This is a genomic window from Aquimarina algiphila, assembly GCF_007489275.1.
Lineage (GTDB): Bacteria > Bacteroidota > Bacteroidia > Flavobacteriales > Flavobacteriaceae > Aquimarina > Aquimarina algiphila.
The window spans coordinates 82,104-107,463 of sequence record NZ_VLNR01000003.1 but is presented as its reverse complement, the minus strand read 5'-3'; the positions used below and the strand labels follow the sequence as shown (position 1 = coordinate 107,463).

24 protein-coding genes are annotated in these 25,360 nt (G+C 32.3%); 8 read left to right on the top strand and 16 right to left on the bottom strand.

Translation table 11 applies throughout. From position 1 onward, the window contains the following. The first annotated feature begins 33 nt into the window (after positions 1-33). Positions 34-1,440 carry a TlpA family protein disulfide reductase gene (locus FOF46_RS02120; protein ID WP_143915319.1) on the top strand — a complete coding sequence of 469 codons (1,407 nt, stop codon included), beginning with the start codon at positions 34-36 and terminating at the stop codon, positions 1,438-1,440. 102 nt (positions 1,441-1,542) lie between these two features. On the opposite strand, the gene pafA is transcribed toward FOF46_RS02120, so the two are convergent. Continuing rightward, entirely contained in the window at positions 1,543-3,180 is a 1,638-nt protein-coding gene (gene pafA, locus FOF46_RS02115) for an alkaline phosphatase PafA (RefSeq protein WP_143915318.1), read from the bottom strand. Between the two features lie 113 nt (positions 3,181-3,293). Between pafA and FOF46_RS02110 the strand changes: the two genes are divergently transcribed. Next, positions 3,294-4,031 carry an MlaE family ABC transporter permease gene (locus FOF46_RS02110; RefSeq protein WP_109435228.1) on the top strand — a complete coding sequence of 246 codons (738 nt, stop codon included), beginning with the start codon at positions 3,294-3,296 and terminating at the stop codon, positions 4,029-4,031. Further along, on the top strand, positions 4,031-4,795 hold the full coding sequence (locus tag FOF46_RS02105) for an ABC transporter ATP-binding protein (RefSeq protein ID WP_143915317.1): 765 nt from the start codon (positions 4,031-4,033) through the stop codon (positions 4,793-4,795). Before FOF46_RS02110 ends, FOF46_RS02105 begins: the two co-directional genes overlap by 1 nt. Before the next feature lie 197 nt (positions 4,796-4,992). Here the strand turns inward: FOF46_RS02105 and FOF46_RS02100 are convergent, their stop codons facing one another. The 4 genes from FOF46_RS02100 to FOF46_RS02085 all read right to left on the bottom strand — a co-directional run bounded on the left by FOF46_RS02100 (position 4,993) and on the right by FOF46_RS02085 (position 7,405). Next, positions 4,993-5,511, bottom strand: a complete 519-nt coding sequence (locus tag FOF46_RS02100) for a flavodoxin family protein (RefSeq protein WP_143915316.1) — start codon at positions 5,509-5,511, stop codon at positions 4,993-4,995. Between the two features lie 72 nt (positions 5,512-5,583). Then, a complete protein-coding gene (locus tag FOF46_RS02095) occupies positions 5,584-5,907 on the bottom strand; it encodes a winged helix-turn-helix transcriptional regulator (protein ID WP_143915315.1) in 324 nt (107 codons plus the stop codon). Between the two features lie 58 nt (positions 5,908-5,965). After that, positions 5,966-6,358, bottom strand: coding sequence for a VOC family protein (locus tag FOF46_RS02090; RefSeq protein WP_109435232.1), 393 nt, complete (start codon positions 6,356-6,358; stop codon positions 5,966-5,968). 120 nt (positions 6,359-6,478) lie between these two features. Beyond that, complete coding sequence (locus tag FOF46_RS02085) at positions 6,479-7,405, bottom strand: AraC family transcriptional regulator (RefSeq protein WP_109435233.1); 927 nt, start codon at positions 7,403-7,405, stop codon at positions 6,479-6,481. A gap of 352 nt (positions 7,406-7,757) precedes the next feature. Here FOF46_RS02085 and FOF46_RS02080 point away from each other — a divergent pair, with 352 nt between their 5' ends. Continuing rightward, a complete protein-coding gene (locus tag FOF46_RS02080) occupies positions 7,758-8,012 on the top strand; it encodes a hypothetical protein (protein ID WP_143915314.1) in 255 nt (84 codons plus the stop codon). Between the two features lie 2 nt (positions 8,013-8,014). Next, entirely contained in the window at positions 8,015-8,761 is a 747-nt protein-coding gene (locus FOF46_RS02075) for a leucine-rich repeat domain-containing protein (RefSeq protein WP_143915313.1), read from the top strand. Positions 8,762-8,789: 28 nt separating this feature from the next. Here FOF46_RS02075 and FOF46_RS02070 read toward each other — a convergent pair whose 3' ends face one another. The 5 genes from FOF46_RS02070 to FOF46_RS02050 all read right to left on the bottom strand — a co-directional run bounded on the left by FOF46_RS02070 (position 8,790) and on the right by FOF46_RS02050 (position 14,444). Further along, complete coding sequence (locus FOF46_RS02070) at positions 8,790-10,235, bottom strand: DUF389 domain-containing protein (RefSeq protein ID WP_143915312.1); 1,446 nt, start codon at positions 10,233-10,235, stop codon at positions 8,790-8,792. A gap of 7 nt (positions 10,236-10,242) precedes the next feature. Continuing rightward, on the bottom strand, positions 10,243-11,322 hold the full coding sequence (locus tag FOF46_RS02065; RefSeq protein WP_143915311.1) for a mannose-1-phosphate guanylyltransferase: 1,080 nt from the start codon (positions 11,320-11,322) through the stop codon (positions 10,243-10,245). 3 nt (positions 11,323-11,325) lie between these two features. Beyond that, positions 11,326-11,922 carry a SprT-like domain-containing protein gene (locus FOF46_RS02060; RefSeq protein ID WP_109435237.1) on the bottom strand — a complete coding sequence of 199 codons (597 nt, stop codon included), beginning with the start codon at positions 11,920-11,922 and terminating at the stop codon, positions 11,326-11,328. An 85-nt stretch (positions 11,923-12,007) separates the two neighbouring features. Further along, on the bottom strand, positions 12,008-12,811 hold the full coding sequence (locus FOF46_RS02055; protein WP_167571726.1) for a DUF4349 domain-containing protein: 804 nt from the start codon (positions 12,809-12,811) through the stop codon (positions 12,008-12,010). A gap of 55 nt (positions 12,812-12,866) precedes the next feature. Continuing rightward, a complete protein-coding gene (locus tag FOF46_RS02050; RefSeq protein ID WP_143915309.1) occupies positions 12,867-14,444 on the bottom strand; it encodes a vWA domain-containing protein in 1,578 nt (525 codons plus the stop codon). Between the two features lie 217 nt (positions 14,445-14,661). Here FOF46_RS02050 and FOF46_RS02045 point away from each other — a divergent pair, with 217 nt between their 5' ends. Together FOF46_RS02045 and FOF46_RS02040 are read left to right on the top strand one after the other, a co-directional pair. Next, on the top strand, positions 14,662-15,483 hold the full coding sequence (locus FOF46_RS02045; RefSeq protein ID WP_143915308.1) for a hypothetical protein: 822 nt from the start codon (positions 14,662-14,664) through the stop codon (positions 15,481-15,483). Then, entirely contained in the window at positions 15,480-15,950 is a 471-nt protein-coding gene (locus tag FOF46_RS02040) for a hypothetical protein (protein ID WP_143915307.1), read from the top strand. The genes FOF46_RS02045 and FOF46_RS02040 overlap by 4 nt, the downstream gene beginning before the upstream one ends. A gap of 384 nt (positions 15,951-16,334) precedes the next feature. Here the strand turns inward: FOF46_RS02040 and FOF46_RS02035 are convergent, their stop codons facing one another. The 6 genes from FOF46_RS02035 to porV all read right to left on the bottom strand — a co-directional run bounded on the left by FOF46_RS02035 (position 16,335) and on the right by porV (position 22,682). After that, positions 16,335-17,015 carry an SDR family NAD(P)-dependent oxidoreductase gene (locus FOF46_RS02035; RefSeq protein WP_143915306.1) on the bottom strand — a complete coding sequence of 227 codons (681 nt, stop codon included), beginning with the start codon at positions 17,013-17,015 and terminating at the stop codon, positions 16,335-16,337. Between the two features lie 48 nt (positions 17,016-17,063). After that, the gene (locus FOF46_RS02030; RefSeq protein ID WP_143915305.1) at positions 17,064-18,035 is read right to left on the bottom strand and encodes a M28 family metallopeptidase; all 972 of its coding nucleotides are present in this window, start codon (positions 18,033-18,035) and stop codon (positions 17,064-17,066) included. Positions 18,036-18,118: 83 nt separating this feature from the next. Beyond that, a complete protein-coding gene (locus FOF46_RS02025; protein WP_143915304.1) occupies positions 18,119-19,729 on the bottom strand; it encodes a pyruvate dehydrogenase complex dihydrolipoamide acetyltransferase in 1,611 nt (536 codons plus the stop codon). A 3-nt stretch (positions 19,730-19,732) separates the two neighbouring features. Then, entirely contained in the window at positions 19,733-20,734 is a 1,002-nt protein-coding gene (pdhA, locus tag FOF46_RS02020; RefSeq protein ID WP_109435244.1) for a pyruvate dehydrogenase (acetyl-transferring) E1 component subunit alpha, read from the bottom strand. Positions 20,735-20,886: 152 nt separating this feature from the next. Continuing rightward, entirely contained in the window at positions 20,887-21,369 is a 483-nt protein-coding gene (locus FOF46_RS02015; protein WP_109435245.1) for a cytidine deaminase, read from the bottom strand. A 143-nt stretch (positions 21,370-21,512) separates the two neighbouring features. Beyond that, entirely contained in the window at positions 21,513-22,682 is a 1,170-nt protein-coding gene (gene porV, locus FOF46_RS02010) for a type IX secretion system outer membrane channel protein PorV (protein ID WP_109435262.1), read from the bottom strand. A gap of 979 nt (positions 22,683-23,661) precedes the next feature. Between porV and gldJ the strand changes: the two genes are divergently transcribed. Next, the gene (gene gldJ / locus FOF46_RS02005) at positions 23,662-25,338 is read left to right on the top strand and encodes a gliding motility lipoprotein GldJ (RefSeq protein ID WP_109435246.1); all 1,677 of its coding nucleotides are present in this window, start codon (positions 23,662-23,664) and stop codon (positions 25,336-25,338) included. Positions 25,339-25,360: the final 22 nt, after the last annotated feature.

Here is a 25,360-nt window from a genome sequence, read left to right as displayed (position 1 = left end):
ATTCAACCCATAACTCATTCAAAATATAGACTCATGAAAATCAAATCTTTTCTTCTATCACTAGGCTGTGTACTATTTTTAGTTTCTTGCAATAAAGAAAACAAAACTGAAAAAGTAGATTATGTTCTTTTCTCAGGAACAGTAAAGAATGCCGTAGAAAATGAAATTAAAATATATGGAGATGGTAATAATTTCGGTCAAACTATAGTAATTAAAGAAGATGGTACATTTTCTGACACCTTAAAAATAGATACTAAAGGTACTTATGGTTTTATAATTGGTCAAGAACGTTCTAGTATATATTTAGATTTTGGAAATCAATTAAATTTATCAATTGATGTTAAAGAATTTGATGAAAGTATAAAATATACAGGGGCTGGCTCAGACGAAAACAACTATTTAGCAGAAAAACTTTTATTACAGGAAAGCTTTTTATCTGAAGGACCTGAAGGATATAAAAATCTATTTAGCAAAGATGCTAAAGAATTCAAAAATGAAGCATTAAAACAAGAGCAAGCTAAAAATGAACTTTTGAAAAAGTTTACCAATATAAACCCCGAATTTGTCTCAATCCAAACCAGTGATAATCATTATGAATATCTATCTATGATTAATGATTTTAAAGGAAATCATGCATATTACACAAAAAAAACAGGATATAAGACTCCCGCAGGCTTCCTTGATGAATTAACAAGTTTTGATATTGATAATTCTAAAGATTTTGAATCTTCTCAAGCATACAGACGATTAGTAATGAGTGTCTTTGACAGAATCTCTAGCGAAAAAGCTGATGCAGATAACATCCCGTTTGACAAAGCTCAAATGGAAAGCTTATCAAAGATTAAAAGTAAAAATATTAGAAATATTTTGATTAAAAATATTGCTTATCAAGTCTCTCCTAGGAATGATAACGCTGTTGAATTGTACAACATGATTATGGCGGCCTCTGATGATGAAGAGTTTAAAAGTGAATTAACACAACAATTCGAAAAAGTAAAGCAATTAGTTAAAGGAAATGAGTCTCCTGTATTTAATAATTATGAAAATTTTGCAGGTGGAACTACTTCGCTAAACGACCTTAAAGGAAAATACGTATATATCGATGTTTGGGCAACCTGGTGTGGCCCGTGTAAAGCTGAAATTCCACATCTTAAAAAAAAAGAAAAAGAATTTCATAATAAAAATATCGAATTCGTTAGTATATCTATTGATAAAAAAGCACAACACGATGCTTGGAAAAAGATGGTTACAGAAAAAGAGTTAGGCGGTATTCAATTATTCGCCGACAACAATTGGTCTTCTCAATTTATTGTTGATTATGGGATACAGGGAATACCTAGGTTCATTTTAATAGACCCAAACGGTAAAATTGTAAGTGCCAGTGCTCCTAGACCATCTGATGCCAAACTTCTTGATGTTTTCAAGGAATTAAAAATATAAATGAAGTTATTCTGATTAAAAATCAAGACATACTTAAAAGGCTAAATCCTATTGATAATAAGATTTAGCCTTTTACTATTACGATTGTATGTATTGATTTAATTATTCTAAAACAAATGACAATACATCTCCAGTCGCTCCATTTGGAAAAGTAATTCCTAGCAACGCAGAAATTGTTGGAGCGATGTCTGGTATATGTGTTTTTCTTGTTGTGCTCCCCTTTTTAATACCATGACCAAAAAATAATAATGGAGCATGGGTATCATAATTTAAGCCACTTCCATGAGTAGAACCGGTTTTTGAATACGAAATCGTAGCGGGGTCTAAAACAATAACCACATCTCCACTTCTTTTTTGATTATATCCTTTCTGTACCAAAGCTACAATACCAGAAGAAAACTCTCCATTTTGCAATTGACTTCTGGTAAAAACTTTGTCTATCTGATCTTCTTGTAATACAAAATGAGCTATTGCATTCTGCAATTCTTCTGACACAACATTATTTTTTGACAATGTTTTATAGTTAAAAAACACTTGATTGTTAGAAATATTTTCAATCAATCCGTCTACTTTAAACTTTTCTTTCACAAATGTCTCCACTTTGGTTTTAAAAGCATCTCTATCAAAATAGCCCGAAGGAATTTTAACCGACTGCAAGTAAGAAGGTACATGAACTGCTCCATGATCAGCTGTTAAAAAAACTGTATACTCTCCTTTACCTACTTTTGTATCTAATGCAGTAAAGAAACGTCCCAAATCCTTATCTAATCGTAAATATGTATCCTGAATTTCTTTTGAATTTACTCCAAAATTATGTCCAACATAATCTGTACTAGAAAAACTAACCGTTAGAAAATCTGTAACCTCATCAGCACCTAATTCTTCTCCCTCAATCGCTGCTATTGCAAAATCAGCCGTTAGACTATTTCCAAATGCAGATGATTTTAAAATATCATATCCAGAATTTTCATCTTTTAATTTAGCCAAGTCATAAGGGAATGTAGCTGTCTCTTTTCCTTTATACCCTCCTTCAAATTTATTTTGATCCTCACCACTTTCGGTATATGTTTTAATATCATACAATGTATTCCATACCTTAAAATAAGATTTGGCTTGACCAGAGTTATTAAATTTTTCAACCCAACCTGGTAAATCATTTCGATAGTATGTACTTGTGATCCATTTTCCTTCGTCCTTCCCTCTAAACCAATATGCCGCATTAGCAGAATGCCCTGCAGGCAAAATAGCTCCTCTGTCTTTTATTGCAATTCCTATAGTTTTTCCCTTTAACTGGGTATGTAATCTATTTTGATCGGTTACGGTGGAGGTTTTCATACGATGAGGCGACATTCTTTCCATATCACTCTCTGAACCTACTGCCTTAACTGAAGCATCACTAGCACAATACACCATCTCTTTACTAAACTTATCATACCAATGATTAGAGATTATACCATGGTTTTGCGGTGTTGTTCCTGTAAAAACAGAAGCATGGCCGGGTCCTGTATATGTAGGTACATAATTAAAATGGTTATTCTTACAATTATACCCCTCTCGAATCATACGTTTAAATCCATCTTCTCCAAATCTACCATAAAACCTTGTGATATAATCATATCGCATTTGATCTACTACTATACCAACAACAAGTTTTGGTGAACTATTAATCTTATTCTCCTGCGAATTACAAGGAATACACAGTAAGGCTAACCATGTTATTAGAAATACTTTCTTTGTCATTACTTTATAAATTTAAGTCGCTAAAGTACTATTTGTACAAATGTAAAACTTTAATAGAAGGTTAAATGCTGTAGCTATTTTTTTTTCTATTTTAGCCTTTCTAATTATGCAGCATGTTTTACTTAGACGATATTGGTCGATATTTTTTAATGTTAAAAGGAGTTTTTAGTCGAATGACTAAAGGTTCTGTGATACGAAATCTAATATTTAAAGAAATCGATGATCTCATTATTGGTTCTTTAGGTATAACTGTATTTCTTGCATTTTTTATCGGAGCTGTTGTTGCGATTCAGACTGCACTTAATCTTACAAATCCTTTAATACCAAAAAAACTTATTGCTTTTGCTTCAAGACAATCGGTTATCCTCGAATTTGCGCCGACATTTATTTCTGTAATTATGGCCGGTAAAGTAGGTTCTTTTATCACCTCAAGCATAGGAACAATGAGAGTTACAGAACAAATTGATGCACTTGAGGTTATGGGTATTAATTCTCTTAATTACTTAATTTTCCCAAAGATCATTGCTATGCTCACCTATCCTTTTGTTATTGCAATTGCAATGTTTACAGGTATATTTGGAGCATATGTTGCTGGAGTCTATGGTGGATTTGTTTCTACATCAGATTTTTTAACTGGGCTTAGAGAAGAATTCATCCCATATCATCTTGTCTATGCATTTATTAAAACGTTTTTATACTCTTTTTTACTAGCTACAATACCATCATTTCATGGATACTACATGAAAGGTGGTGCATTAGAAGTTGGTAAAGCAAGTACTTCTGCTTTTGTATGGACTACAGTAGTTATTATTATTTCTAATTATGTACTCACACAGTTATTATTAAGCTAATGATAGAAGTTACAAACCTACATAAAGGATTTAACGGAGAGGAAATCTTAAAAGGAATCACTACTACCTTTGATCGAGGTAAAACCAATCTTATTATTGGTACCAGTGGAAGTGGAAAAACTGTTTTTTTAAAATGTCTACTTGGTCTTTTTACTCCAGAACAAGGCGCTATATGTTATGATGGCAGCACATATTCTGAACTATCCGAAGAACAACAAAGAGATTTAAGAGAACAAATGGGAATGGTTTTTCAAGGAAGTGCATTATTTGATTCTATGACAGTAGAAGAGAATGTAATGTTTCCTTTGATGATGTTTACCAAGCAGAAAAAAGATGATATGCTTGAGAGAGTTCATGAGGTTTTGAATCGAGTTAATCTTGAAAATGCAAATAACAAACTTCCTTCTGAAATTAGTGGAGGGATGCAAAAACGAGTTGCTATAGCTCGAGCTATCGTAACCAGACCAAAATATCTATTCTGTGACGAACCTAATTCTGGACTGGATCCAAGAACAGCAATTGTCATTGATAATCTCATTAAAGAAATCACAGAAGAATATGACATCACTACTGTGATTAACACTCACGATATGAACTCTGTAATGGAAATCGGAGAAAAGATTGTTTTCCTTAAAAATGGATACCTAGAATGGGAAGGTGACAAAAGCCAGATTTTCAAAACTGATAACAAAGCTGTAACCGATTTTGTATATTCATCTAACCTTTTCAAAAAAGTACGTGACGCGCAGATAAAAAGGTTATAAATTTTAAGAAAAGTAAGTCTATCTTTTTTAGTAGTAATTAGCTCTTGTCTTATTCAGAAAAGTTTTATTTTCTAAAATTTCAATAAAATAGTAAATGTTTTAAAAGCTATAGTCTACAAACCTTCTAGTTTCATTCTTTTTTATTCATTCAGTATATCTTAAATAATCTTATACATAAAAAAATGTACTAAGTAATTTTATATAATTTTTATTTTTTCTTCAATAAAACTATTAAGTTTTTTTTGCAAAGATTCAGAAATTGCTCCCCCCTCTATCCAGGTATGTATATCCCCAAGATAATGCATACCTAAATAATTAGCAGATTCTATAAAAGGCATAGTGAATCCATTCTTAAGCTCTGCATCAAAACCACAGCTTACCATACCCATTATTTTTCCTCTCAATTTTCTTCCGATCTCTTTTTCAATTTTCAAGCAGTCTGTTATTCTGTCAAAAAATATTTTCATATCACCACTCATAGCATACCAATACACAGGAGTAGCAAAAATTATAATATCATAGGTGTCCACAATTTCTTTCATTAAAGGAATAAAATCATCATCAATGTTTTCTGATTCATAATCATATGCACTAATGCGTTTTGATTTTAAATCTATAACATCAAACCCTGTCCTTTCTTTAATATAAGATACAATTATATTAGTGTTTCCTTTGCTTCTCGAACTTCCCTGAATAAGCACTCCTTTTTTATTCATTTTGAATATATTTAATTAAAAAGCAAAGCTATTCTGTTTAAAGCAATTATCAAATAAGGGGTAATTTTTACCCTATAAAGTATTTCCAAATTTTGAAAGTTCTTCAAAAACTGAAGAAAGTTTGGTCCCTAAGTCAGTAATTGAATATTCGGTTCGTTTAGGAAATTCATTAAAATCCTTTTTTTGAATTAGTCCATCATCAATCATTTCCTTTAACTGTTGCGTTAATGCTCTTTTTGAAGCTTCGGGAAGGCCTTTTTGAATATCTTTAAGCCTAGTATTTCTCTTCAAAAGCTCATTGAGTATTGCGGGCTTCCATTTCCCCGAAATAACATGTAATGCCTTTTCTATAGCGCAATCACTTTTTAACGGGGTTTTTCTCTGGTATGCACTCATGTTTCAAATTTCATTCAAAAATGAAGATATAAATAAATCGTATGAATGTCGATAATTATCAATTCTTGATTGGAGTACATATCTCAATCAAAAACCCATTATTATCCTTAACATATCCAACTTTTTGTCCCCAAGGTTTAGTTATAAGTTTTTCTACCTCGATGGCACCTGCTTTAATTGCTTTTTCAAAATCAAAATCAATATTTTCTGTGGTAAATGCCAATTCTACTCCAAATGGCTTTTCTAGAAGTGAGCTTTTTATAAATCCGTCCTTAACGTTAGAGTTTCCTAATTCTATTGATGCAAATGCAATTGTTGTTTCTCCAGAAATCAATTCGCTATAATCATTTTCTGGTGTTATAAATTTCTTTTTAAATCCAAATGCTTTCTCATAAAAATCAATGGTTTCAGGAACATTTTCTACATAAATAATGGTGTATGCAAATTTCATAATTTCTTTTTTATCGAGGGTATACAAAAATCTTATTATCTCATATCTCAATCCAATACAAAATGTAAAACAAAACAATGTGTTTTCTAACATATAATTGTAACACATGATATTGACACTCTACCTTTCGATCGGAATATATAAATCAACTACGCACTTATTTTCTGGGTGTTTACGGAAATCGTTATGGTAAATTTCAAATGGATTTTGTTCTGCTCTTTTATATCCGTTATTACTCATCCAAACAAACATCCCGCTCCAGGATTTTTCAAAATCATCAGGTGTAATTTCAAAACGGCCTACGATGCAACTTCCTTTTTTGATTTGAACTTTACTTATTTCCCCTTCTTCTTCAAAAGGTTCATTTGTGAGTACGCAAATACTCATACGCACTTTATCTTCTGCTGTTATTTTAAAGCTATCATGAAAAATTCTTGTCATTTTAGTCTCAGGATTATCCAATAACCTTTTTGATCTAGCCCATTTTAACATTCTCTCGAAGGCATTTTCTATTCCATCTATTCCAATATGAGTGCTACTGGCAAAATGTAATTCTGGTATTTCTTTAATTTCAATATTTGCATTCATTTTAATCCAATTTAAATGATTATTAATATTGCAAATATATTTTTCGAAGATCAGTTTTTCTTGACCATTCTTGCTTTCTACTTTACTTATCTTGCTAAATTTTCCTGGATTTAGTTTTCTAAATTCTGAAGGAGATACACTGTAAAAATTCTTAAAAGCCCTGGTAAATGCAGAATTACTATTAAAACCATATTGAAGAGAAAGCTCTGTAATACGTACTTCTTTTTTGTGCATCAGAATAGAAGCCATTTTTTCAATTCGCCTTCTTGTAATATAAGCATTAAGAGTTTCATTAACCATCGCTTTAAAGATTCTATGAAAGTGAAATGGCGAATAGTGAGCCGCATTAGCAACAGACTCTAATGATAATTCTGAGTCCAAATGATCATCAATAAATCTTAGAGCTTTGTTAACTCGATTAATATAATCTTTGCGAATCTCGTTTTCTGAAATTATCATTTATTTTTTGGTATTGTATTAATTACCATAATTAACATAAAACTCAAAGGTTTTAAAAACCTTTAAGACTAGAAATACGCATCTAATTTATTCTTTTTTTTCCTGTTGTATAGACTCTTTTTAATCTTTTAATTTATCTAAGAAAATATCATTGAGTATTTCGTCATTTTTACAATTTACTTAGGTTTTTTAATTTTAATCGTGTACAATACATATTTTTCATGTTCTTCATTTTTCATAAAGAATACCATTCGAACACATAGTAGCTATACTTATGGATAAAACCCTGAAAAAAGGGTAGTATCCAGATCTTGAAACTATCATCTTTGTCCTTAAAAATAGATACTGTTTTATGAAAAACACATGTTTTGTTAAGTACCTATCTATAGTGATGGGATTATTTTTATATGGTATTGGCGTTGCTCAAGACGATCGTTCCATATTGATAGATATCTATAAAGCAAATCAAGATAATACTTTAGGTTGGGACATTACTACAAATACCATAGAGGATTGGAAAGGTGTGACTGTAGTGCACGGAAGAGTTACCAAATTAGATTTACATAATAATAAATTAGCAAAACTCCCAGATAGTTTGGGAACCTAACAATGCTTTCGGAATTAGTTTTATCTGATAATCAATTAACAAGGCTGCCAAATAGTTTTGGAAACCTTATCATGCTTTATAAATTATATTTAGATTATAATCCAATAATAAGCTTTCCGGATAGTTTTGGGAACCTTAAATCACTTAAAATATTAAACGCATCTAATAGGCTGCGTCTAGGCCAATTAACAAGTCTTCCTAAAAGTTTCGGAAACCTTAAAACACTTACACACTTATTTTTAAATCATAATAAATTAATAAGTCTTCCTGAAAGTTTTGGAAACCTTGTAGCGCTTGAATACCTTGATGTATCTAACAACAAATTAACTACTCTCCCAGATAGTTTTGGAAACCTTAAAGCACTTATGTCATTAAATGCATCTAATAATCAAATACCTAGTCTTCCCGATAGTATTGGAAATCTTACAGCACTTGAAGATGCTGTTTTATATTGGAATCAATTAACAAGGCTTCCTGTTAGTATTGGAAACCTTAAAGCACTTATAACATTAAGTGTATCTAATAATCAATTAGCAAGTATTCCTGATAGTATTGGAAACCTTAAAACACTTGCAGAATTGTATTTAAATGACAATAAGCTAACAAAACTGCCAGACAGTATTGAAAATCTTACGGCACTTAGAAGCGTAGATCTACAAAACAATTCCTTAGATATTTTATCTATATCACAATGCGATTTTATAAGTGGTATTTCTGATGCCGTTCTAGATACTGATGTATGTAAGTAATAATGTAATTTCCATTTACACTTCTTACTTATTCTATATGTAACGTATCAGCTTTCATTTCCTTGGTTATCCATTTTTGTAATGCATTCACCCTAATTTGATTCAGACTATCTGATACTTTAAATTTCCATCTAGGAAAAATAACCTGTACTGTATCTACTTTTAAAAAATTCGATTTCAACACTTCACCATATCCAAGTTCTGCCAGGTCTGGAAATCTGATTTTTGCATCTTTTGCAATACTACTATAAGGCATTACATCCACAGGCACTACTTTATTTGCCTCTTTAAGTTGAGTTTCTAATCCGGCTATCTGGATTTTTAGATCTTCAATTTCATCAAGAAGTTTATCATTATCTTTTTCTAAACGATTTAATTGCTCAATAGAACGATCATAAGCTTTTGAGATCTGGTCAATCCCTCTTGATTTATTTCCATTTATAGCTAATGTAAAATCACTAATACTCGAATACTTTTTAATTTCATTTTGCAAATCGCTTACTGTTGCTTCTGTGATTTCTCCATCAAAATATAGTTTTATAGATTCGTTATCATAATCATAGAAATCTTTTCGTAGATATAAGTTTTCATTAGCATCAATCTCATTTAGCATAAAAGCTTTATAATCTCTCTTAGCATTACTCTCATTAAGAGTTACATAAAATGTATAACTTGCAGGAATCATAGCAAATATAGCTAGTAAAGAAGCAAGTTGAGCAATACGTTTTCGCTTTGCAGAATTTGCATAACGAATCATCGGAAAACGTAATAATTTTGCAACCGTAAATGTTGACAATGCTATAAATATCGCATTGATTGAAAATAAATACAAAGCACCTATGGCATATTCTAACTCCCACTCTGCTATACCATATCCTACAGTACACAAAGGAGGCATTAAAGCAGTAGCAATTGCTACTCCTGCTATAGCATTAGGCATTGTACCTTTCTTGGATTTTGCGATAATTAATGCAAGGCCTCCAGAAACTGCTACCAATACATCCAAAATAGTAGGAGCTGTTCGTGACTCTAATTCGGGAGTTAATTCTGTTAGTGGAGAAACCCAAAAATAAAGTGTAGCGGCAATTACACTTAAGCCTACCATCACTCCTAAATTGACCATAGATCTTTTTAATGTATCTATATCATTAATAGCAATAGATAGACCTACTCCTACGATAGGCCCCATTAATGGAGAAATTAACATCGCTCCAATAACCACAGCAGTAGAACTTACATTAAGACCTATAGATGCTACAAATACCGAAAAAATAAGAATCCAAGCAGTATGTCCTTTAAATGGAATATCATTTTTAACATCCTCAATTGTTTGATCTTTGTCTGTTTCTGATCGAATATCCAAAAGTTCTGAAAGAAATTGGCTTATACTTTCAAAAAGCCCTTTTGCATCTCTTTTTACTGATTCTGCCATCTCTTCCTGATCAGGAATCGGTTGGTTGGTATTCTCTTCCATAATAAATTTATCCGTATTGTTCTCCGTATTTTTCTTTTACTTTTTTAAGTACTACTTTAATATCCTGTTCTTTGCTTTTAGGGTAAATCAAGAGTACATCTTCTTTATCAACAATGATATAATCCTCTAAACCATCAACTACGACAATTTTATCGCTTGAAGTTCTAATCATATTATTAGACGCATTTACTGCCAAAACGTTAGCATTAACGACAGCATTATTTGCTTCTGTTTTATCTAGTTTATCATATAATGATCCCCAGGTACCTAAATCATTCCAATCAAATGTTGCAGGAAATACATATACATTCTCTGCTTTTTCCAAAATGGCATAATCAATAGATATATTTTCTGCTAGCGGGTAATTAGTATTGATAAAATCACCTTCTTCCTTGGTATTATACACCTGTATTCCTTTTTCAAATAATGCAGTCATTTCTTTTTGAAATCTACTAAATGCTGTTATAATGCTTTTAGCACTCCAAATAAATATTCCTGCATTCCATAAATAATTCCCAGTACTCAAGAACTGTTTTGCAGTATCATAATCTGGCTTCTCAGTAAACTGAATTACTTTTTTTCTTGCAACTTTGCTTTCTTTATCATAATGAATATATCCATAGCCTGTATTAGGAAATGTTGGTTGAATCCCCAAAGTCATGAGAATATCGCTTTTAGAACAAGCTATAAAGCTTTGTTCTAAATTTGCTATAAAGGCGGTTTCATCCTCAATCCAGTGATCGCTTGGCGCTACAACCATTACTGCATCAGGATTATCTTTTTGAATTTTTAATGATGCATACAGGATACATGGTGCTGTATTACGCATCGCTGGCTCAGTAACTACCTGCTTCTGTTGTACTTCTGGCAATTGTTCTAAAACCAAATCATTATAACGCTGATTAGTAAGAATAAATATATTCTCTTTTGGAATAATCTTAGTTAAACGAGAAAAAGTACGTTGAATTAAAGTTTCTCCTGTACCCAACATATCATGAAATTGTTTCGGAAATTCTGTTGTACTTACTGGCCAAAACCTAGAGCCTACTCCGCCCGCCATAAGAATAGCATAATAATTTTTGTTCATAAGTCAGTTTAATAATTCAACTTCTGCGTTTGGATTAAAAAGGTAAACTCTTCCTGTATCAAGTTCTACGCATTCATAGCGCTTTACTTTCTTATTACCTTTTTTGAAGATTTTTCCATTATATAATCGAAAAACACTTCCTAGGGGTAATTCAAAGATATAATTTTTATCATTAGCAGGATCAAATTGTTTTAATGCTAATGCTAATTTCTCATCAGTATCACTACTTGCTCTTGGGTTTTTAAAATGATTCGCTATGACAGGTAATAGCTTAGATGGAAAAATCTCTGGATTAATGTAAGGTAGCATCAATTTCTGAAAAGTATTTTTCCATTCTACACCATGAGGTTTTATGAATCTCCCATACTGTTCAAAAGCGACCAAATGAGCAATTTCATGAATTAGTGTAATGAGAAAACGATATTTATTAAGAGAGGCATTTACTGTAATCTGATGTCTTCCATCAGGCATTTTGCGGTAATCTCCATGTCTGGTAACTCGTTCATTAACGATTTTAAGATGTACATTACATTTTACAACCAAATCAAATGCCCTATCTACAGATCGTTCTGGAATATATCTCCTTAATATTTCTTTCAAGCGTATAAAATTATTAATCTTCCTTTTTGCTTTTGCAAAATACAAAATTAAGCGCACCAGAATAGTACGCTTAATTTATTATTTTTTATTTCCTTATCCACTTAAAATACACAAAAATCAAAGTTCCTAAAATTAATAATGGCCAGATATAAAATAATAGCAACGTTAGATTTTCTATGATAGACCAACCAAATGACATGCCTTGTTTTGCTTTGTCCAAGAAACCTGGGCGATACTCTGCTGGTTCTTCTTTAGGGATAATGGTCTCATAAATATCTATTTGAATTGTGCTAAAAGACACTTTATTGGTTAAATAATTTAATCTTCCTTGTGCTGACTCAATTTCTTCCTGAAGTTTACTCAGTTTTTCTTCTGCTTTTAGAATATCTTCTACTGTCTTAGCCTTGGTTCTTAAAATGTTTTCGTAACGCTGTTTTACTTCAAATTTTGTCTTTAACCGAGAAGTTATATCTACATATTCTTCTGTTACATCTACAGTAGAAATATTTTTATAATCCACAAATTCTGCCAGCCCACAAACACCATCAAGCACCACATCAAATTCATTCTGAGGAATCCTGATAGTGAAACGATTTTCTTTAGCATAATTTGTATTTGTAAATCTTTCATCAGAAATATATCCGTTATGTTCTGAAGCAATCTTCTTTGCTAATATTGTTGCTTTTTCAACGCTTGCAACTTTGATTCTGCAATTCGCATTTCTGATGATTTTTATCTGATTATTTATAACATTTTTATTTTTTACTTCTATCCCTCCAGCATCTTCAGTCTGATGTGTATTTAAAAGAGCAGTTTCTCCTGTTTCCTCTAATGCGATACTTTCATCATATTTGTTCTCATATTTAGAACAAGAGAAGATTGAACACATAAAAACACTTAAACAAAAATATATTTTCGCGAATCTAAATCCCATACTTTTAATATTACTTTGCTCCTTCATAACTACTAATTAACCTTACAAACTCTGCTCTATAACCCAAAACATCTTTACCCTTATTATTTTGAGCTAGAGATATGATATCTTCTGTATTCTGATTCTGGAGGTATTTAGAATCCCTTAACTTCATTCCAAACCAAGCAACAGAAGAAGCAAATTGAAAATCTGTTGACATTTCTATTTCTGTATCCATCGTAAAGACATGTAACATTTCTATACTTTGATTTTCTTTTGGGTTTTTATACCTTACCTTAACGGTAAACATTTCATTACCATAGTTGTTTTTCTCCGTCTTATTGGCGTATTTTAAATCTGAAACATCTTTGAGATATCTACTTTCTACTCCTTTAGGTATTACCTCATACAGAGCAGTGACAGTATGACCGCTTCCTAACTCACCAGCATCTTTGGTATCATCAATAAAATCTTCGTCATCAAGCAATCGATTTTCATATCCTATTAAACGATATGCTGTAACCTTTGCTGGATTAAATTCGACTTGAATTTTTACATCCTTAGCAATGGTAAACAACGTACCGCCAAACTCGGTTCCTAATACACGTTGTGCCTCTTGCATACTATCAATGTATGCATGATTACCATTACCTGTATTTGCCAATGTTTCAAGTTTACTATCTTTATAGTTATTCATCCCAAACCCTAAACAAGTTAAAAACACTCCGGATTCTCTCTTAATTTCAATAAGCCTCTTCATTTCTTTATCCGAACTTTCACCTATATTAAAATCTCCATCTGTAGCCAAAATCACCCTATTATTCCCATTTTTAATAAAATTTTCCTCAGCTATTTTATAGGCTAACTCAATACCTTCTCCACCTGCTGTTGAACCTCCTGCCATAAGATCCTCTAATGCTTGTATAATTTTCTGTTTATCGTCACCAGAAGTGGGTTCAAGAACAACTCCTGCTGCTCCTGCGTATACCACAATAGAAACTTTATCGTTTTCTCTAAGCTGACCGACCAACAGCTTCAATGCGCTTTTCAATAATGGCAATTTATTTGTTTCCCCCATGGATCCTGAAACATCTATCAAAAACACCAAGTTAGAAGCTGGAATGTAATCTACAGGTACTTCCTTACCTTTTAATCCAATTTTCACCAATCTTGTATTATTGTTCCATGGTGTAGCTCCTGATTCTGTATGAATTGCAAATGGATGTTTATCGGTTGGCTGATCATATTCATATTTAAAATAATTGATCATTTCTTCAATTTTAACAGCATCTTTTTCGATTTCTTGTCCATTATTTATCATTCTACGAATATTACTATATGATGCCCTATCAACATCTATAGAAAAAGTAGAGACCGGCGAAAAACTCACCCTTTTAAAATTGTTCTCTAGTATTTCTTGATACTCCTCTGAATTCTTATCTACTCCCTCTAAATATTCTAATTTGTATTCGAAATCAACTTCTTCTTCTGTAATACCAGATTCATTAATATGGTTGACTCTTTTAGGTAATTGATTACAAGAACCAATACTTAAAACTAATAATCCCATAAATACTACTTTGATTTTTTTAATCACCTTTGTTTTCATCTATATACTTTTTATATTGTTATCTGAAAACAAACTTAAAAGCTAACCAGATGAATCTATTGTAGAACACTTGTAAAGCAATTGTAAATCATTTTACAAAACACAAACACCTTATTATCAAAATCATACAATTATTACTTCTGAAGAAAAAATACTATTCGATCTCTTAAAAAAAGCAGTTACACAACATTTTTTAACTGCAAATAACGCTTCGAGCGTGGATATTGCTGAGTGGAAAGGGCAAGATATTGTCGTTTTTCAGGAAGATTTGCAAAAACAAGTTAAAGCGACTATTAGTGAAAAATCATTTTATAGTTATTTCAAAAACTCCTCAGAGAAATTACCCCGTGTAGATATTTTAAATCTACTTTCTAGATATTGTGGTTATATCAACTGGAATGATTTTAAAAATAATCATAATATCGATTCCAACCCTGCAAAACCCTTTACTATCCCCAAATGGTTTTGGATAGTAATTTTTGGGTTTGGTGTATTCATTTCTATCTACTTTTTAATCCCTACCAAAAGAACATTTACCTTTTGTTTTATTGATCAAGATAGAAATCAGCCTCTAACCAAAATACCTATAGATATTATCATACTAAATGATAAAGAATCTCCTTTTCATTCAAAAAGCGATAGTTTGGGTTGTTTCACCTGGAAAACAGAAGATGATTTTATTCATTTCATTATACAGTCTCCATATCATAAGACAGATACCATATACAGAATAGCTTCTTCTGACACACAAGAGGAATTACAAATCCAAACAGATGATTATGCGCTGATGTTACATTATTATGCTAACGGAAAGGTAAAAGATTGGAAAAACAGGAAAAAAGAACTATCCAGAATAATAGCAAATAACGCAACTATTTTTCAGGTTTTGCCTTATGGATTAGGTATTGAAATACATACAAAAGATGAATTTATAAATAAATTAACTACCCCTACAAAAAGCTTAAAGAATATTGAAATTATAGAATCTCGTAGATTAAACGGACAAATTGTTAAACTTAAATTTAAAGTAAAATCATGAAACAGTTTGTGTACATCATAATATCGACATTAGTATTTGCCTGCGCTAAAGCTCCTTCAAAAGAATTAGACATGGAAGCTTCAGAAACTATTGAAGCATTAGAAGAAGATAGTCGTCCTATCATTTCAGAAAATGAAGCTTATATCATCCTAATTACACAAAAACTACAGGAATTTATTGACAAAGAAACGTTAGAAAAATCTCATCCAGACTTTAGTTCAAGAAGTAAACAAAATAGTGTGCTGTCTATTAAAGATACTAATATCAAAGAAGTTAACTTTATAGGGGCTTTTCAAACTGTTTCGGATTCTATAAAAACAGTAAAAACAGAAGTTGTCTTTGCTACTACTATAGATACAATCATCACTACTATCAAAACTTCAAACATAGAAATTGAAGGAGAACTATTAAAAACTACAAAAATTACTTTTGACACTATAGGAACTAAATCCACATCCGACTTGTAGTTAAAAAACAGAATCCGTCAAATTTATTGACGGATTCTATAACCAAACTAATTATATTAGAATTTAAGTATAACTTAAGTTATATTGACATACTCAACAATCAATAAAACTCGATATAAAAATCATTAAATGTCGTCTATTAAAAAAATATTTTGGATAAATCTATAGCACATATGGTTTATCATAACCACAACAGGTATACATATCATTCGAAATAATATTACAAGAGTTAACAGATCATTACTACAGCTTCTGATTTCTAATTTGAAGATTATTAAAAAACACTTAAGTTATAAAACAGAGTTTTTAAACAAAAAAGCAGATAAAAGATAAAATTTACCACCAAACACTGTAAATGTAATGCAAAACTCTTTTTTCACTTTACTAAGGAGTGCTATTAGAAACCTGAAGAACTTTTCCATTATAAAAGGAGTTCCCGGTTAATGAAAAGTTTTTGATATAACTTGCCATTTCTATTGCGGTTAGAGGTGCTTGATACCCAGGAAACGCTTCTTCTAACATTTCTGTTTGAACTGCTCCAAGTGCTAAAACATTAAAAGCAATACCACTTTCTTTATATTCTTCTGCCCACAATTCACTTAATGTGATCACTGCTCCTTTACTAGAGCTATACGCAGCCAGTCCGGGAAATTTTATACTTCCTTGTATCCCTCCCATACTACTTATGGTAACCACATGACTACCTGATGTCATAAAAGGTAAAATCAAACGTGTAATTTCGGCTACTCCAAAAACATTTACCTTATATACTTCCTCAAAATCTTGTGTAGAAATTTCGCTAAAAGGTTTATGTAATAATTTACCTGCATTGTTTATCAAAACATCTACCTGTTTCCAAGTGGATGAAATATAATCTGTCATCTTTTTTAAATCCCTTGTATTACAGATATCAAAAGAAAACGAATGTATGTTTTTATGTCGCAGTTCAGCAATAGGTTTTTCGTTTCTGGATAAAGCTAAAACCTGATGTCCCTCTTCGGCAAATAATTTTGCCAGTTCGAAGCCTATACCTCTGCTAGCGCCGGTTATGATAATGTTTTTCATTCTATATGAATATACGTTATAGATTTAAAATCTGCGAGGTGTACTTAGTTAATTTAACTTAATTTCTTTATCAGTTGTATTCGCCATTTTTTCAATAACAGGAACACAATTATTAATCAGTTCTGCCATAAATTCAAAATTCATTTCAGATACTTCGTCATCTACATGGTGGTAATAGTCATAATTTGTAAAATCAAAGGTAGAAATGGTTTGGCAAGGCACCTTAAATTGTTCATAGAAAGGATAGTTATCACTTCTTCTGAACAATTGAAACTCTTTAGCTTTAGCCAAGTACCCTATCAATTCTGATCCAGCATAATCGTTTATTTTTTGAGCCATATTAGACATTTCAAACCCTGTAATATATGCTTTATAGGATTTATCATTTAAAGGCACACCTATCATTTCAAAATTAACCATGGTGTATAGGTTAATATTCTTTTCTTTTAGGACTTCAGCCAAATGTGCAGAACCCAATAACCCTCTTTCTTCAGCTCCAAATAAAACAAAAAGGATACTTCTTTTATTATTTTTTAATTGGGCAAACTGCTTGGCTAATGAAATAACCGCACTACTACCAGCAGCATTATCATTAGCTCCATTAGCAATAGTATCACCATTAACCTCCTTACCTGTTCCTATATGATCAAAATGTGCTCCCAAAATGATGAATTCATTTGATAAAGTAGCATCTGTTCCTTTAAGGTATCCTACCATATTATATGTCGCCGTTCCTTTAACATCAAAAGCATTTCTATAGGTATCAAAATAAGGAGCAATACCATATTTCTTAAACTCCCCTTCAATAAATTGAGCTGCCTTTTCTAAACCCTCACTCCCTGTATCCCGGCCACCTAACTCATCACTCGCTAAAAAATTCATAATATCTGCAACGTCTGAAACCTTGGTTTTTCCTAAACCACCATCTTCAGTTGTTTTTACTTGAGACTGAGCAGTAGTAGTTTGATTACAACTCATAAATAAGATCGCAATCAGAATGATAAAAATATTTTTCTGCATAAGAATATGTTTTTGATAAAGATAAAAAATCCCGCCTCATTTGAGACAGGATTAATTGTGAATATTATTTAAAGTATTTGAAACTATGCCAACATAGTAACCGGGTTTTCTAAATACTGTTTTAGTGTCTGTAAAAATTGAGCTCCTGTAGCTCCATCTACTGTTCTATGATCACAAGCTAAAGTAACTTTCATTGTATTCCCTACTACAACCTGACCATCTTTTACTACTGGTTTTTCTACAATCGCTCCTACTGATAATATTGCAGAGTTAGGCTGATTAATAATAGAAGTAAATTCCTGAATACCAAACATACCCAAGTTTGACACCGTAAAAGTACTACCACTCATTTCTTGTGGAGTTAATTTCTTATCACGAGCTCTAACTGCTAAATCCTTAACCTTAGCTCCAATTTGAGTAAGAGACATATGATCAGCAAAAGGTAATACTGGAACGACTAAACCATCAGGCACAGCTACTGCAACACCTATATTAATATGCTTAGCATACTTAGTAGTATTATCTGTCCATTGCGTATTTACTTGTGGATGTTTACGAAGTGCCATTGCACATGCTTTTACCACCATATCATTAAACGATACTTTTGTATCGGGTAATTCATTAATATTTTTTCGAGAAGCCATTGCATTCTGCATATCCACTTCTATTGTTAAATAATAGTGAGGTGCAGTAAATTTAGAAGCTGATAGACTTCTTGCAATCGCTTTACGCATTTGCGAATTCTTTACCTCTTCAAAACTCTCTTCTCCTGCAGGAGTAAATGTTTGTACTATTGGTGTAGGGGTTGTTTCGTTAGTTGATACTGGAGTACTAGTAGGAGCAGAAGGCGTAAATGTTTCCACATCCTTTTTAACGATACGTCCATTCTCACCAGTTCCTTTGACTTGGGAAAGATCAATTCCTTTATCCGCTGCAATTTTCTTAGCTAAAGGAGAAGCAAATATTCTACCTCCATTAGTTGTTGCGACAGGAGCCGTTTCTGTTTTTATTTCGGGTTTTGCTTCTGTCTCAGATTTTTGATCACTACCCGTTGAACTAGCAACAGTCACTCCATCTTTTAAACCTGAAACATCTGTGCCTTCAGGCCCTATTATTGCCAACAGCACATCAACCTTTGCAGTTTGCCCTTCTTCTATACCTATATATAGTAGAGTTCCGTTATAGAAGGATTCAAACTCCATTGTAGCTTTATCTGTCTCTATTTCAGCTAAGATATCTCCTTCTTCTACAGTATCTCCAACTTTTTTCAACCAGGTTGCTACTGTTCCTTCTTCCATTGTATCACTAAGACGAGGCATAGTAATAATTTCAACTCCGTCTGGTATTGCTGTAGATTCAGATGACGTTGGAACCGCCGATTCTTCAGTGTTTTCTTCTTTTGGAGCATCAGCAGCTGGTGCTGCACTTCCATTCAACAAACCAGAAATATCTTCACCTTCTTCTCCGATAATTGCTAATAACTGATCTACTGGTGCTGTTTCTCCTTCTTGGATTCCTACATGAAGTAGTACTCCATCATAAAAAGACTCAAACTCCATTGTAGCTTTATCGGTTTCTATTTCAGCCAGGATATCTCCTTCGCTAATTGTATCTCCTTTTTTAACAAGCCACTTCGCAACAACTCCTTCTTCCATGGTGTCGCTCAATCGCGGCATATTAATTACTGTAGCCATAATCTATTGTGGTTTGTGTGATAAAAATGGATAATCATCCTGTTCATATACAACATCGTACATTACATTCTTTTCTGGGAATGGTGATTCCTCAGCAAATTTCTGACATTCTGCAACTCTATCTTTTACTCTTTTATCGATCTCAGCAACTTCTTCATCTGTAGCATATTTTTTATCTTTAATAATATCCAAAACCTGAGTTATAGGGTCTATTTTTTGATACTCTGCTACTTCTTCCTTTGTACGATATTTTTGAGCATCACTCATAGAGTGCCCTCTATATCTATATGTTTTTAATTCTAAAAATGTTGGCCCTCCTCCTGTTCTTGCTCTAGTAATAGCTTCATCCATTGCTTCCGCAACTTTTATAGGATTCATTGCATCTACAGGACCAGAAGGCATTTCATATCCTTGTCCTAGTTTCCAGATATCAGTATGGTTTGCTGTTCTTTCTACAGAAGTACCCATAGCATATCCATTATTTTCTACACAAAACACTACTGGTAATTTCCATAGCATCGCCAAGTTAAAAGTCTCATGCAACGATCCCTGACGAGCAGCTCCATCACCAAAAAATGTAAGTGTCACTGCATCTCTTTTATGATACTTATCTGCAAATGCCAAACCAGCTCCCAAAGGTATTTGTCCTCCAACGATACCATGTCCTCCATAAAATCGATGTTCTTTTGAGAATATATGCATCGATCCTCCTAAACCTTGAGAAGTACCAGTTCCTTTACCATACAACTCTGCCATTACACGTTTTGGGTCAACACCCATACCTATAGGCTGTACATGATTACGATAAGCTGTTATCATTTTATCTTTTGTAAGATCCATTGCATGTAAGGCTCCTGCTAAAATAGCTTCTTGCCCATTGTACAAGTGTAAAAAGCCTCTTACTTTTTGTTGGATATAAACCTGAGCCAGCTTATCTTCGAACTTTCTCCAGAAAAGCATTTCTTCGTACCAATTTAGGTAAACTTCTTTAGTGATCTTTTTCATTTATAATTGTGTGCTGATGTATATATAAAAAACCAGTTTAAAAACTAGTAATTATTTAATTTTTCCTCCTTATTTATTAAGAGAACGAAAAACAAAAATAACATATTCGGAATTAAGGAGAAAGGAGTTTGCGCATAAAATCAACGAAAACGTTATAAATACGAATTATCAAAAATAAGCGGCAATAAATTAGCTAAAGAAGAAGATTTGACCACTTTTCCTGTCTCTCCCATAAAATAAATAGCTATTGGCTTGTTCTGTTTTATCTCATACTCTGCTATTGATTGCCTACAGGCACCACACGGAGGTGTTGGAGTAACCAATTGATGTTTTAAGGATTTAGCAGATAATGCCATTGTAACAATGGGAATTCCTGGATAATTAGCTCCAGCATAATATATAGCTGTACGTTCTGCGCATAATCCAGATGGATAACAAGCATTCTCTTGATTATTCCCCAAAATCACTTCGCCATTTTCTAATAACAAGGCTGCTCCTACCAGAAACTCCGAATAAGGAGCGTATGCTTTATCTCTAATCTCAAAAGATTGTTGCATCAGTTTTTGTATATCTACAGGTAATTCATCAAATGAATCATATACCTGTAGAATAGATTTTAGTTCTACTTCCTTCATCTATACTTTTGTCTTATGATTTTTTGATCATCTAGTTCTACACCTATTAAACATCCAATAGAGCTTCACAATGTACCACAATCAAAAAAAGTATCAAACTTTACAGTTGATACTTTTTTTGATATTATTTACAATATTATGATTTAATCATAATATTCATCTCCAAAGTTAAACGAAAGACCAAAACGAAGCGTTGAATCAAGTGGACTTCTAACAGAAGATGTAGAGAATAAATATGAAATATCTAAATTGATAATATTATATTTAAAACCTGCACCTAGTGATAAAAATTTACGAGCACCTTTTTCTTCGGCTTCATTAAAGTATCCAGCTCTAAAAGCAAATACTTCTTTATACATATATTCTGCTCCCAATGACCATGTAATTTCTTTTAATTCCTCACTAAATCCATCTGGTGCATCACCAAATGAAGAAAATATAGATCCAAAAGCGCTTTTATCATTATATTCTTGATTTGCAGCTTGTTGTTCTTCTGGAGTAATAGTTCCATCACCATCCGCATCAGGATCCAGCGGAGTTGGAACAAGAAGTTTACTAAATTCTAACGATGGAGTAATTCGGTTATCTTCATTAAAGATAAAATCAAAAGAACCACCTAATCTAAAGTTTGTTGGTATAAAATTCTCTTGTCCTGCATCATCATATTTTATTTTTGGACCAATATTAGAAATTGTTGCACCTGCTCTCCATCTACCATTAAAAGAATTAAAAGCTATTTCATCACTTCGGTAAAAACCTGCGATATCAACTCCAAAACTACCTGCTGCACTTGCATCGGCACCAGTACCCTGAAGTCTTAAATCAGAACGTAAATAACGTCCTGCTACTGCCATAGAGAAATGATCATCCAGTTTTAATGCATATGAAATATCTAAAGTTAGCTCATTTGGCTTTTGCACATTGGGTGCATCTGTAGGACCTTGTCTAAACTCAATATCACCTAAACTAAAATATCTAAAACTTGCCGCAACAGCACTTCTTTCATTTATACGATTAACATAATTTACATTCCCTAAAAATATATCGTTAACCAGATTACTAAGATACGGAGTATAATTAACCCCTACGCCTTGCTTATTTTTAATAAAGGCATACTTTGCAGGGTTCCACTGCTGCGAAAACGCATCTGCAGACGTTGCAACCCCCTGATCTGCAAGACCCGCTGCTCGTGCATCAGCAGCAATTAACAAAAACGGTGTGGCTGTAGTAATCGCTCTGTTCTGTTCCTGAGACCTTGTTTTTGAAGTAAAAATTGTTGCAAATACCAGGCTAAGGATTAATATTCTTTTCATATCCATTAAAATTGAGTTTGACAAATATATAGTTATTTAGTGATTAAGAATAATTGAGTTCTTAATTTTTTCAAGTTGCTGATTAATTAACGTCGAATTTAGAGATATCTTATATATCATTCAATTTTCGGTAGGTTTAATTTTAATAAAATATCTTCTTCTTCATAATCAACAACCACCGTATTCTTTCATAAAGTAATAAAAACCAACCACTTACACTCATTGTTTTAATTAAAACAAACCACTCATTATTTGTTGGTTTTATCACACTTTCAAATATCAACCAAATTCTAAGCTAAAATAACACTGTTGCACATAATTATGTATATATAACAAGATTTTTTAGCAATACATATGGTTTTTAGTTATTTATTACTGTTTAACCTTAATTTGAACATATTAACATATGAACTCATAATTCAACTACTTTTTATTTTTCATAAATATCAATGTTGTTTAAAAACGTGTAGAATAAAATTCGAATATATTTTTAATCCCAAAAAAAGGTATTCTGAAGTATTCACAGACATAATTATTAAAAAAAGTTGGTTGCACAGGGCTTTTTAGAGTAAAAATTAACCTTTAAACATTGGTAGGTATTCATTTTTTAAAAAAATAAAATTTTAAGAGTTTATTTTTTGCATATTTTTTTCTCTAAAACTCAGAATGAAAATTTTACTATTATTCAATTGTAAGACTATTTGTTTCAGCAAAAGCAGCATCGCACACCCAACCCCTTAGTCACTGAAAACAAATTCATTACATTAAAAAACCAAAAAAGAACACGGTTCTAAATTCATTCTAACTTTCAAGTTTTATAAAAAAAATAATAATAAATTTATAAATATTGCGTTAATCCAAAGTCGTTATAAATTCATAAAAAAATGTGAATTGATAATATTTTGAAAAAATTAGGGTAATTTTAACGTTTATTATTTATATTGCAAGCCCTAATTTCTACTTTAACGAACTTAAGATTATGAGAAACGCGTTTATTTTTAAGTCGCTAATGGCACTTTCCGTTAGTGTTTTACTATTTAGTTGTTCGAAGAACAATTATGGTGACAATTCCAGAGCCACAGGTTGGAAATACAATTCCAAGGATGGTGGATTTCAGGTACAGACAAATTATAAAGAGCAAGAAACAGGACCTGGTTTAGTTTTTATAGAAGGTGGTACCTTTACTATGGGACGTGTACAGGATGATGTAATGCATGACTGGAATAATACTCCAACTCAACAGCATGTTCAATCTTTTTATATGGATGAAACAGAAGTAACTAATGTAATGTATCTGGAATACTTAGATTGGTTAAAAGGTGTTTATCCTCCTACTGAACCAAAATACAGAAACATTTACTATGGTGCTCTTCCTGATACTTTAGTTTGGAGAAACCGACTTGGGTTTAATGAAATGATGACAAATAACTATTTACGTCATCCGGCATATGCTAATTACCCTGTAGTTGGAGTAAACTGGATTCAGGCAATCGAATTTAGTAACTGGAGAACTAACCGCGTTAATGAAAGAATTCTTGAAGAAGAACAAGTTATTAAAGAAAATGCTCCTTTCGAAGATGTTTCTGCAGAAAGTACATTTGACACAGATACTTATTTAAATGCTCCTTCTCAAACATACGGAGGTAATGATGAAGCTATTCGCGGCGGAAGAGCTTCAGAAAGATATGAAAAAAACAACGACTCTACAGGTTTATACATTCAACGTAAAGATGGATTACTTTTACCTAAGTATAGACTACCGACAGAAGCAGAATGGGAATATGCTGCTTTAGGTTTAGTTGAAATTAGAAGCTATAACATCTATAGAGGTAGAAAAAAATACCCTTGGAGTGGAAAATACACTCGTTCTGGACAAAGAAGAACTAGAGGTGATCAATTAGCTAACTTTAAGCAAGGAGATGGAGATTATGGTGGTATTGCAGGATGGAGTGATGATGGTGCTGATATTACTGCCCCAGTAAAGTCTTATGACCCTAATGATTACGGATTATATGACATGGCAGGAAATGTTGCAGAATGGGTTGCTGATGTATACAGACCTATAGTAGATGATGAGTACAATGACTTTAACTACTACAGAGGAAATGTATATACTAAAAATGCTATCAATCCTGATGGAACTGTAAAAATCGTTATGACAGACTCTATAGTATATGACACCTTAAGTAATGGTAGAATAATATCTAGAGTTTTACCTGGTGGTATTTTACAGGTTCCTATCGATGATAATGAAACCTATATGAGAACTAACTTTACTGATAGTGATAACAGGAACTATCGTGATGGTGACAAGAGTTCTTCTAGATACTATGAAGGATATCAAGACGAAAATCTTCCGAACAGAAGAATGTATAATGCTCCGATTCATTATGTAGGCCCTAGTGCAGAAGATAGCACAAAAATGGATAAAAAATATGATGAATCTAGCAAAAGAACAACAATCGTTGATGATAAAGTACGTGTCTACAAAGGAGGTTCCTGGAAAGACAGAGCGTACTGGTTAGATCCAGCACAAAGAAGATTTATGCCTCAATATATGGCTACAGATTATATCGGTTTCAGAAATGCTATGTCTCGTGTTGGTACGAAAGCAAGAAAACAAAAAACACCTAGACATCAGAAACCAAGAAATTAAGATTATTTAAAGTTCGTTATAA

Bases quoted from the DNA above. Each gene is read 5' to 3' on its own strand.
- FOF46_RS02055 (WP_167571726.1), bottom strand. From the start codon at position 12,811: ATGTGTTCAATCTTCTCTTGTTCTAAATATGAGAACAAATATGATGAA.
- FOF46_RS02090 (WP_109435232.1), bottom strand. From the start codon at position 6,358: ATGAAATTTGCATACACCATTATTTATGTAGAAAATGTTCCTGAAACC.
- porV (WP_109435262.1), bottom strand. From the start codon at position 22,682: ATGAAAAGAATATTAATCCTTAGCCTGGTATTTGCAACAATTTTTACT.
- FOF46_RS02040 (WP_143915307.1), top strand. From the start codon at position 15,480: ATGAAACAGTTTGTGTACATCATAATATCGACATTAGTATTTGCCTGC.
- pafA (WP_143915318.1), bottom strand. From the start codon at position 3,180: ATGACAAAGAAAGTATTTCTAATAACATGGTTAGCCTTACTGTGTATT.
- FOF46_RS02070 (WP_143915312.1), bottom strand. From the start codon at position 10,235: ATGGAAGAGAATACCAACCAACCGATTCCTGATCAGGAAGAGATGGCA.
- FOF46_RS02100 (WP_143915316.1), bottom strand. From the start codon at position 5,511: ATGAATAAAAAAGGAGTGCTTATTCAGGGAAGTTCGAGAAGCAAAGGA.
- FOF46_RS02035 (WP_143915306.1), bottom strand. From the start codon at position 17,015: ATGAAAAACATTATCATAACCGGCGCTAGCAGAGGTATAGGCTTCGAA.
- FOF46_RS02120 (WP_143915319.1), top strand. From the start codon at position 34: ATGAAAATCAAATCTTTTCTTCTATCACTAGGCTGTGTACTATTTTTA.
- gldJ (WP_109435246.1), top strand. From the start codon at position 23,662: ATGAGAAACGCGTTTATTTTTAAGTCGCTAATGGCACTTTCCGTTAGT.
- FOF46_RS02030 (WP_143915305.1), bottom strand. From the start codon at position 18,035: ATGCAGAAAAATATTTTTATCATTCTGATTGCGATCTTATTTATGAGT.
- FOF46_RS02085 (WP_109435233.1), bottom strand. From the start codon at position 7,405: ATGATAATTTCAGAAAACGAGATTCGCAAAGATTATATTAATCGAGTT.
- FOF46_RS02105 (WP_143915317.1), top strand. From the start codon at position 4,031: ATGATAGAAGTTACAAACCTACATAAAGGATTTAACGGAGAGGAAATC.
- FOF46_RS02025 (WP_143915304.1), bottom strand. From the start codon at position 19,729: ATGGCTACAGTAATTAATATGCCGCGATTGAGCGACACCATGGAAGAA.
- FOF46_RS02080 (WP_143915314.1), top strand. From the start codon at position 7,758: ATGAAAAACACATGTTTTGTTAAGTACCTATCTATAGTGATGGGATTA.
- FOF46_RS02050 (WP_143915309.1), bottom strand. From the start codon at position 14,444: ATGAAAACAAAGGTGATTAAAAAAATCAAAGTAGTATTTATGGGATTA.
- FOF46_RS02075 (WP_143915313.1), top strand. From the start codon at position 8,015: ATGCTTTCGGAATTAGTTTTATCTGATAATCAATTAACAAGGCTGCCA.
- pdhA (WP_109435244.1), bottom strand. From the start codon at position 20,734: ATGAAAAAGATCACTAAAGAAGTTTACCTAAATTGGTACGAAGAAATG.
- FOF46_RS02065 (WP_143915311.1), bottom strand. From the start codon at position 11,322: ATGAACAAAAATTATTATGCTATTCTTATGGCGGGCGGAGTAGGCTCT.
- FOF46_RS02015 (WP_109435245.1), bottom strand. From the start codon at position 21,369: ATGAAGGAAGTAGAACTAAAATCTATTCTACAGGTATATGATTCATTT.
- FOF46_RS02110 (WP_109435228.1), top strand. From the start codon at position 3,294: ATGTTTTACTTAGACGATATTGGTCGATATTTTTTAATGTTAAAAGGA.
- FOF46_RS02095 (WP_143915315.1), bottom strand. From the start codon at position 5,907: ATGAGTGCATACCAGAGAAAAACCCCGTTAAAAAGTGATTGCGCTATA.